This is a genomic window from Mycobacterium sp. (genome assembly GCF_032162605.1).
In the GTDB taxonomy this organism is placed as follows: domain Bacteria; phylum Actinomycetota; class Actinomycetes; order Mycobacteriales; family Mycobacteriaceae; genus Mycobacterium.
This window is the reverse complement of the sequence record NZ_JAVROT010000466.1, coordinates 1-7,235: the sequence shown is the minus strand read 5'-3', so window position 1 is coordinate 7,235 and position 7,235 is coordinate 1. Positions and strand designations below refer to the sequence as shown.

Here is a 7,235-nt window from a genome sequence, read left to right as displayed (position 1 = left end):
AAAGCATTCTGCTAGCCGCCGTTTTTCCCGATGTCGAAATTGCGGCCCGCGTGGCCGACATCGGCCCCGATGTCGTCGCCGGGGCGGTGCTGGCCGAGGTGGCGAGTGTGTCGGCCCCGGCGGGCGCGGCACAAACTATGAAAGCTGAGGCGGCGGCAACCGCTGCGGCGGCGAGCTTCATGGAATGGATCCCCCCGACCGGTTCCCGACGTATCCAGGAACTACACAGCAAACTGTCATGACTCTATGTCCGGCAGCCCCGTCGCGGGTGAGTTCGCACTTGGTACGAGGAACATGAACCGTTCGATCTCTCGGTTCTCGGTCAGTGGGCGAGACCGAACCGGGGACATGACCCTGCGGCCAGCCGGGCATGGCCCTGCCATGCTTACCGTCATGCCGAGTTTCGGATTGGATCTAGCGGATTGGTTCACTAAGCACGCCGACGACGTGGAGAGCCACCTCAAGCGCTACTTCGGCGGAGGCAAGGACAAGTTCACGGGCCGCTGGTTCGACGAGTTCGCGGCCATCGGCGATCCAAACCGCTTCGAGGCGTCCGACGTCCTCGCAGTCGAAGCTCTCTCCGTTGAGGTCCCACCGGAGGCAGCGTCGACGCTGCTGATCAATGAATCCGAACGCTTCAACAGTCTGCTCCGTCAGATTCCGCGAGACCAAGACCTTTGGGAAGTAAGCCGCCTCACCGTCAACGTCGGCGGTCCAGCAGACGATTTACACAACGCCCTGCGCACCCTGCCACGGGTGGACTGGGTCACAGCCGGAAAGTTGATGGCGGCGAAGCGTCCGAGACTCATCCCCATCCTCGACAACAAGGTGAAGGACTTCATCCGTCCACCCGACGGACTCTTCTGGCTCAAGCTCCACGACGAACTAGCTGACGAGTCGCGCCGTGCCGCCATCACCAACGCCTGTCAAGCCGCACCGCCACAGATCAGCCTGCTTCGGCGAATAGACGTTGCGCTCTGGATGGCAGCAACCCAGACCTAACCGCGATGCTGGTTCAGAAGCCTCGGTCGACTCGTCGCAAGATGTTCGCGGTACCGGGCCAAGATGCCTCGTCGGAAAGCGCCATAGTTATCAGTCTGATCTCCATTGCGCGCGCCTCGGCGTCGGTGGCCGTGTCCGATTCCCAAAGGATCTGTTTGCGCGCGGTGAAGTCGTGGACGTGCTCGCCGAGATCGGCGGCGATGCGCTTCTGGCGCTCGGACTGCCGAAGTAGGTCACCGATCCGGTCAGGTCCATCCCCACATACATCATCCCGTTGGGATAGGTGATCTTGTAGACCTGCTTACGCCGCGACATGGCGCAAAAGCGTAGCGGCCAGGCCCGACGGGGCAGCCGCAGTCTCAAATCCTCTATTCCGGCAGGCTGGCCTCCAGGCGTCCCGGGCGATCTTCTAGCGGCTCACCGCTTGGCTGCGGAGGGCGTAACACCTTCGGACCTGTTCGCCGTTGTCGCCGAGGAGGTCGCCCGCGTCGTCAACGTCCCACGGGTGAGCGTCGCACGTTACGAGCTCGACGGCACGGCAACCGATTGCGGCAGCTTCCCGACCGGCGCTCCGGTTGCTTCGGTCGGTTACCGGTGGTCTCTGGCGGGTACGAACTTGCTTGCGCTGGTGCGGACGAGCGCCGCGGCGGCCCGCATCGACGACTACTCACAGCTGGATGGCGAACTCGCGGAGGCCGTCCGCCGCATCGGGATTCGTTCAACGGTCGGAACTCCGATCGTCGTGGCGGGACGGCTGTGGGGGGCGATGATCGCCTCCACCATGGATCCAGACCCGCTGCCCGACGACACCGCGGACCGTCTAGCCAGTTTCACCGAACTGCTCGCGACCGCGATCGCCAACGCCGAATCACGCGAAGCCCTTGGACGGCTCGCCGACATGCAAGCGGGGCTGCGGCGGGTGGCGGAACTAGTCGCCCGCGAAGTATCGCCTGCCGAGGTGTTCAGCGCGGTGGCCGAGGAGATGGCTCGATGCCTGGATGTTGACAATGCATCGGTGTGTCGGTACGAAGCCGATGCCGTCGTCATTGCCGCCTTTTCAGCGGCGGACTCGCGGATGCCAAGTGGGTTGTTTGTGGGCGAGCGGTTCCCATTGGATGGCGATCACATCGGCGCGATGGTTCTGCGCACCGGCCGCTCCGCCAGGTTGGACAACCACGAACACGTATCAGGTGTAGCCGCGGCGCGGATTCGTGAGCTTGGTGTGCAGTGCGCGGTGGGCGTGCCGATCGTTGTCAGCGGGCACCTGTGGGGCATGGCCGCTGTGACTTCGCGAGCTGAGCCGTTGCCCACGGATATCGATAGGGGCATGGCCGATTTCGCCGACCTGGTCGCGACCGCCATCGCCAATGCCGCCACCCGGGCCGAGCTGCAGGCGAGACGCGACGAGCTGCAGATGCTCGCCGATCAGCAGGCCGCGTTGCGGCGAGTGGCGACGCTCGTGGCGCACGGCGTCGAGCCGACTGAGGTGTTCTCAGCGGTGGCGACGGAGTTGGCCTGGTGCCTGGGGGTGTACTTCTCGGCACTGTGGCGCTACCAGCCCGACGGCTCGGCCTTCCTCGTGGCGGCCTGCGATAACGATCCCGGGGTGAAGACGATGCCGGTCGGTACGCGGTTTTCGCTAGAGGGGGACAATGTCCCGGGGAGAATTTTGCGCACCAGCCGCTCCGCCCGAATCGACAACTATGAGAATGCTCGCGGTCCGGCCGCTGCACGCTTGCGTGGTCTGGGCCTCCGCGCCGCGGTGGGTGCGCCGATCATCGTCGACGGCCGTGTATGGGGTGCAGCCATCGTCGGCTCGTCGCGTGGACCCCTGCCTCAAGACACCGAGGAGCGCGTCGAGGATTTCACGGATCTGGTTGCGACCGCGATCGCCAATGCCGAGACCCACACCGAACTCACCGCCTCTCGGGCCAGAATCGTCGCGGCCGCCGATGACGCGCGGCGGCGTATCGAACGCGACCTGCACGACGGCGCCCAGCAGCGGTTGGTCTCACTGGGCCTCGAAATGCGCGCCGCAGAGGCGTCTTTGCCGCCCGGGCTGCACGCATTCAAGGAACAGATCTCACACCTCCAAGGAACAGATCTCACACCTCGTTACAGGTCTGGCCGGCATCTCAGCGGACCTCCAGGAAATCTCACGCGGCATTCACCCTGCGATCCTGTCCAGGGGCGGACTGGGCCCTGCGCTCAAAACGCTGGCCCGCCGCTCCTCGGTCCAGGTTGAACTCGACGTTGGTGTTGACCAACGGTTGCCGGACTCTGTCGAGGTGGCCGCCTACTACGTCGTCGCCGAAGCCCTCACCAACGCGGCCAAGCACGCACGAGCGTCCGAGATAACTGTGCGCGTCAAAGCCGACGGTGCCAACCTGCACATCTTGATTCGAGACGACGGAATCGGCGGAGCCGACACCGCCAAAGGGTCCGGACTCACCGGCCTCGTCGACCGCGTCGAGGCCCTCGGCGGCCAGATGACCATCTCCAGTCAGCCCGGACGCGGGACATCACTCGCCGTCAGGATCCCACTCGAAGCGGCTTGAGGAGACCCAACCCACACCTCGCTCTTTCGCGCACAGCGCGGCCGCGTGGAGTTATTCATAGGAAGTCGGGCCGCCACCCAAAGCCGGATGGCGGGCCGACATTCTTAGAAACGGGATTACTGCCCTAGCTCGATACGTCAGGTCGGATGAGAACGGACAATCTCCGCGGCACGATCCGGCCGGCCAGAGCGGCAGGCGAGAAGCGGTCACTTACTTGGCGACCAGTCGGGGACCACACGTTATGCGCGGTGGTGAACGATGTGCGCGATTGTGAACGCCTGGCACGGCCCCAAAGGGGTCACTGACGGGCAGCTACCTGCGGAAACGTAGTACCGCGATTTTACTGGGGGCCAAGTGGCGGCAAGACATTAGGTTGCCGCCGGGTGACCTTTTGCTCTGTAATGAGTTGCACCACAAAGGAGTTAAGGAGACAGGCCGATGATCTTCGTCGGAGACGATTGGGCCGAAGACCACCACGACATACACGTGATGGACGCCGGCGGGGCGCGACTGGCGTCGCGCCGGCTACCGGAAGGACTCGCGGGGGTGAGCGGGTTCCAGGTGTATGCGGTCAACCCGCTCGCCGTCGCCCGTTACCGAGACTGCCATCAGGTCTCCGGCGCGAAATCCGATGCCGGTGACGCCAAGCTGCTCGCCGATCTGGTCCGCACTGATCGGCACAATCACCGCCAATTGCAAGCACGGCTACGACCACCACGCCGATGATCATCGACCGCCGTGATCGTCTTCGTCGACGGTGTCGCCGCCGGCGTGCTGGCCCTGACCGACCAGCTGCGGGCGGGTGCCGCCGACACCGTGGCGCGCGTTGACCACACTCACCGGCACCACGCCCGTGCTGCTGACTGGCGACAATCCGCCCGCCGCAACCACCTTGGCCGCCGAAGTCGGCATCCTCGACGCCCGGGCCGGCCTGCTGCCGCAGGACAAGGTCAGCGCGGTCCGCGATCTGGAAAGTACGGGCCGGCGGGTGTTGCTCGTCGGTGACGGCGTCAACGACACGCCAGCGCTTGCCGCCGCGCACACCGGTATCGCGATGGACCCATCCCTGCATCAAGCTCGACGACGGGACATACTTCGTTCCGGACCCATGGTCGTTGTCAGCTGTCATCCACCAGCGCCTCGCGGTGGAACCCAAGCGCAACGGCTTCGACCCGGAGAAGTACTACAAGCACCGCCAGGACGCGCACAAACGCTTGATCGCCGGCGCGTCGGAGCGCGTTGGAGAAGGTGTTCGGGGCTTCGAACGTCTACTCGACGCAGCACTACGCGCTCACTTCCGGAGACCGGGGCGAGATCGATTCCCTCGTCTGCGCCGAGTGGCCCTTAGACTGAATCCACCGACGGGCTGATGTCTTGTGGTGCCGGTGACTGTTGTTCTTGATTTTTCGGGTGTGGTCGTGAGGTAACCGCTGGTCTGTCCAGCTGTTCCTGTGTGCTCCGGTTGGGCCTGTGGGCGGGTGGTCAGGTTGTCGCAGTCTGTGGCGGGCTGTGTCCGATGGTGTTGTGCCACAGTGCAAGCCAATGTTTAGACCAGGGCCAGTGAGTGGGTAGGTGCAGAATCGGCCGGTGTTGGGGGCGGGCCAGTCGGGCCGGGATGTTGACGATGGTGCGGCGCAGCGTCGATCCGCGGGCCCGGGTGTGCTGGTTTCCGGCGAGGACGCCGGTCGCGCGTAGCAGGTTGTGGGCGATCGCGGCGCACAGCACCCAGGCGGAGTTTGGCGCCGAAACGGCCCGACGGGATGTGCGCCAACGGTCCGTCGATTAGGTCGGCGAACACGGTTTCGATGATCGCGTGTTGGCGGTGAGTGATGTCAGCCGCCTCGACCGGTAGGTCGGTGTTGGTGAAGAACGGGTGATACCGCCAGACCGGGAACAACCATCAGGAAAGCGGGCGTCCTTGACCCGGCGCACCACCAGTCGGGCAGTCACCCGGTCGGGGGTGGAAGCGAAAGCGGTGTACGGGATTTCAGCGACCTCGGCGTCGGAGATCCAGGTACCGGTATCGGGGTCGCGGACCGCGCCGGGATAGCAGACCGGAGTCCACGCATCGTCGTCGATCGCGGTGATCGCGCGGTCCACGGCTGGGTTGCGGGTCATCACCAGGGAGAATTGGGCACCTGCGCGTCGACACGCCCGCACCACCTTGCGGTTGCCATAGGCCGAATCGCCGCGCACCAGGATGTCGTGGTTGGCCCCGAGTTCGCGGGCGGTCCTGATCGCCTGGGCGACCATCCGCCCGGCACCCTTGCCCGAGCCGGTCTTCCCGGCGGATAGCCGCATCCCCGCGATCACCGGTGCCGAGCCCGCGGTGCTGATCGTGGCCGCCAGCGGCGAGAGTCCCTTGCGCAGGATTTGCTTGCCGGCGATCTTGGTGTGCCCGTAGGAGGCGCCCTGTTTGGCGTGTCCGTAGACCGGGCGCAGCAGTGAATCGATGTCGACGAACACCCGCGCATCGGCACCGGGCAGCAGGCCGACCCGCCGACACAATGCCGCCAGGTGCTCGCGTAGCACCGATTCGAGTTGGCGGGCGTGACCGAAGGTGAACTCCCGCAACAACGTTCCCACAGTCGAGGGTGCGTACACGCCGCCGAACACGGTCTTCATGCCGCCCGACCGGATCACGTCGATGTCATCGATGCAGTCCGGCGCCCGCGCACATGCCCGCGATCAGCGTGGCCAGCTTGGGTGCCGGGTTCGCCGACCCGGACTTGATCCGCGGCGCCGCGATGTGGACCTTCTCACCGAGCAAGCGCCGCAGCCCGGTCTGCTCAGCCAATGCCATCACCGGGACCAGCCCAGGGCACGACACGAGATTGGCCTCGTCGAACACCGCGGACTCCGCGGCGAACCTATGCGAAACTTGCACCGGAAGTGCCTTTCCGAACTGACCCGATTGATGCGTAGAGAACACCAATCATCCCAGGCTTAAGGACGGGTTTAAACGATCAGCGGACCTAAGAGCCCATTGCCATCATCTGCTTCATCATCGCCGCAGGGGAGTGGAAGCGCGGCCGCGCGTGCCACCCGTTTAGGCTCACGGGACGCTGGCGGTAGCCAGCATTACCGAACCCCAGGCAATTGACGTGGGCGTCCACCAGGTGCGGCCCGACGAGCTAGTAGTGCAATGAGGCCCACCGCTGCCAGCAGTAGCACGCGGGCGGGTCTGAACAACGGCGGGAGTTTGTCGGGCGAACGTGTCCCCATTCGCATGCTCCGCGACTCGAAGAATCCTGTCTCGATGGTCGTTACGGGCGCGATGGCAACGCGGTCTGGTAGCCGTCGGCCTCGGCCGCGCCTTCGAGCGCATCGGCGGCGGCTCGTGCCGCCTGAGCCGCATCGGCGGCAGCGTGCGCTGCCAAGTCGTCGGAGGAGGTTTCGCGGGTGGCCGATGACTTGGGCAGCGCCTGGGTGAAGGCGCGGGACACGTCTTGCAGGGCAGAGGTGACCTCGCTTGGAATTACCCAGAACGTGTTTCCCGGGCCCTGGGCCAGCTGCGGCAGCATCTGGAGATACTGATAAGCGAGCAGTTTGGGGTCGGGGTCGTTGCGGTGCACGGACTGAAATACCTCGTCGATAGCGCGGGCCTGGCCCTCGGCCTTGAGGATCGCTGCGGTCCGGTTGCCCTCGGCGCGCAGGACGGCGGCCTGCTTGTCA

Annotated in this window: 4 protein-coding genes and 5 pseudogenes; 6 read left to right on the top strand and 3 right to left on the bottom strand. The window is 65.2% G+C overall.

The window, feature by feature from the left end; genetic code table 11:
- The 5 genes and pseudogenes from QOI01_RS25850 to QOI01_RS25830 all read left to right on the top strand — a co-directional run.
- Positions 1-242 (top strand): hypothetical protein (locus QOI01_RS25850; protein WP_526386016.1); only part of this gene is annotated, 242 nt, incomplete at its 5' end.
- Between the two features lie 151 nt (positions 243-393).
- A complete protein-coding gene (locus QOI01_RS25845; RefSeq protein ID WP_526386015.1) occupies positions 394-1,002 on the top strand; it encodes a DUF6308 family protein in 609 nt (202 codons plus the stop codon).
- A 313-nt stretch (positions 1,003-1,315) separates the two neighbouring features.
- Positions 1,316-2,359, top strand: a pseudogene (locus tag QOI01_RS25840) (GAF domain-containing protein); the annotation flags it as partial.
- Between the two features lie 21 nt (positions 2,360-2,380).
- A pseudogene (locus QOI01_RS25835) lies at positions 2,381-3,560 on the top strand (GAF domain-containing sensor histidine kinase); the annotation flags it as partial.
- A 438-nt stretch (positions 3,561-3,998) separates the two neighbouring features.
- A pseudogene (locus tag QOI01_RS25830) lies at positions 3,999-4,256 on the top strand (IS110 family transposase); the annotation flags it as partial.
- Between the two features lie 30 nt (positions 4,257-4,286).
- Here QOI01_RS25830 and QOI01_RS25825 read toward each other — a convergent pair.
- Positions 4,287-4,472: a hypothetical protein gene (locus tag QOI01_RS25825; RefSeq protein ID WP_526386018.1), complete on the bottom strand. Its 186-nt coding sequence runs from the start codon at positions 4,470-4,472 to the stop codon at positions 4,287-4,289.
- On the opposite strand from QOI01_RS25825, the gene QOI01_RS25820 reads away from it, so the two are divergent.
- Positions 4,414-4,908 (top strand): HAD family hydrolase, encoded by a 495-nt coding sequence (locus tag QOI01_RS25820; protein WP_526386017.1) that lies wholly within the window; start codon positions 4,414-4,416, stop codon positions 4,906-4,908. The two genes, QOI01_RS25825 and QOI01_RS25820, sit on opposite strands and share 59 nt — an antisense overlap.
- Before the next feature lie 134 nt (positions 4,909-5,042).
- Here QOI01_RS25820 and QOI01_RS25815 read toward each other — a convergent pair.
- Both QOI01_RS25815 and QOI01_RS25810 read right to left on the bottom strand, forming a co-directional pair.
- Positions 5,043-6,447 (bottom strand): annotated as a pseudogene (locus tag QOI01_RS25815) (IS1380 family transposase).
- 379 nt (positions 6,448-6,826) lie between these two features.
- Positions 6,827-7,235: pseudogene (locus QOI01_RS25810) on the bottom strand (SPFH domain-containing protein); the annotation flags it as partial.

Bases quoted from the DNA above. Each gene is read 5' to 3' on its own strand.
- QOI01_RS25845 (WP_526386015.1), top strand. From the start codon at position 394: ATGCCGAGTTTCGGATTGGATCTAGCGGATTGGTTCACTAAGCACGCC.
- QOI01_RS25825 (WP_526386018.1), bottom strand. From the start codon at position 4,472: ATGCCGACTTCGGCGGCCAAGGTGGTTGCGGCGGGCGGATTGTCGCCA.